This window comes from Microcystis sp. M53602_WE12 (assembly GCF_030065455.1).
Lineage (GTDB): Bacteria > Cyanobacteriota > Cyanobacteriia > Cyanobacteriales > Microcystaceae > Microcystis > Microcystis aeruginosa.
Genome location: NZ_JASJFB010000850.1, coordinates 1 through 1,662, shown reverse-complemented (window position 1 = coordinate 1,662; position 1,662 = coordinate 1). Strand labels below are relative to the sequence as shown.

Below are 1,662 nucleotides of genomic sequence, written 5' to 3'. Positions count from 1 at the left end.
GAAGGGGGATTGATTATTAAATGGAGTAGAAAACTTAAAAATAAGGGTAATGCTGTCAATGTAACTTAAATGCGTAAAAGCTTAATAAGGTCAAAAGTTTCAATGAACGGGAGCATCTCACTTATGCAATGAGTATTAATGCTTGTAGCCGTCAACAACTAGAAAATCTTCTACTTGATCACAAAGAGAAATGAGATTATAATAGTTATAATTTACAATTCAGAATATATCTCGATGGGAGGAATAATTCAATGTTATCAGAAAATGAAAAAAGAATTAAAGAGTTATGTCAAGACTTAGGGCAATGTCTCTAAGCTGTTCAGCATCTAAATAGCGTATAATAGAAACAGTAACCTATTCAAGTATCAATAGCTATGCCAGCCCCTAATCACTTGAATTCCGAACAAAAAGAAAAGTTACAAAAAGCACTAAAAAAAGAAGAAAATCCTTACATTAGAGAAAGAGTTTTGATATTGTTGTTGTTAAATGACGGGAAAACTCAAGTCCAAATCTCCAAACTCATTGGGTGTTCACTGCGAACAGTCTCTTATTGGTGTATTCCTGGAGATGCCAATAATTTAGATAGCTTGAAAGACAAGAGAATGGAGGGAAATTATCGAAAAGCGACGGATGAGTATATCAAAATATTGTTAGAGACAATTGACAAAGAGCCTCAAGAAATGGGGTATGAGTTTGGCCGTTGGACAGCCAAAAGATTAGCCACTTATCTGACAGAACAGACAGGTATAGAATTAAGTAGTTCTCAAGTCACGAACATTTAAAAAAAAAAGAAGTATGTTTATATTTGGGCTAAATATAGTTTAGAAGATCGACAATATCCTGAAAAAAGAAAAGAATTTAAACAAAAATTAGCCGAATACTTAAAAATAGCAAAAGAAGAGCCAAATAAGCTACAGGTATGGTTTTGGGACGGGGCTTTCAAGGTGGCGACGCAGGTTCGCCACACAGCCCCTCACGAAAGTGGATTCAGTTTAAGAGTCATTAGAAGAAAAACATGGGGGAAAAAAAGCCAAAGAAAAAAAGTTAGCGGACAAAGAAGAAGTGGTCGAGTAAATGCGATGGGAGGAGTGAGATATTCCGATAAAAAAAGATTCGTAGAATTCATCAAAAAAGGAAATTCAGAAACTTTTTATGAAGTGGTAAAAGTTTTTTATACAGAAATCATTAAAGAATGGGTGGAAGCGGGGAATAAAGAGGAGGATTTTCGAGAGAAGGGTCCAAAGATTGTCCTGATTCTCGATAATGCTAGTATTCACAAAAAAACAGATGTTGTTGGTAAAATTGCTGAAAATATGCCCAACTTAATTTTAGAGTATTTACCCGCCTATAGCCCAGATTTAAATATCATTGAATTGGTCTGGCACTCGGCAAAAGAATTTATCGCTCATCGACTTTTTAAATCAGTTGAAGAATTAGAATCTCTTTTACATCAACTTTTAAATGAAGGAGGTTTAATTATTAAGTGGGATCGCAAGTTGAAAAACAAGGGTAATTCTGTTAGGTTCTTCGGTTTGTCTTATGCAACGTACAGGATTATAAGGAATGAAACTCTTATAGAGAAAGACATTTGGCGATTTTTGTCAATTGTTTTTGATCTAGAGCGAACTAATCAATTAAGTCTCTTGCCAGATAAGGATTTAG

Annotated in this window: 1 pseudogene; it reads left to right on the top strand. The window is 34.5% G+C overall.

What is annotated here, in order from left to right:
• Positions 1-374: 374 nt before the first annotated feature.
• Positions 375-1,520: pseudogene (locus tag PX482_RS25965) on the top strand (IS630 family transposase); the annotation flags it as partial.
• Positions 1,521-1,662: the final 142 nt, after the last annotated feature.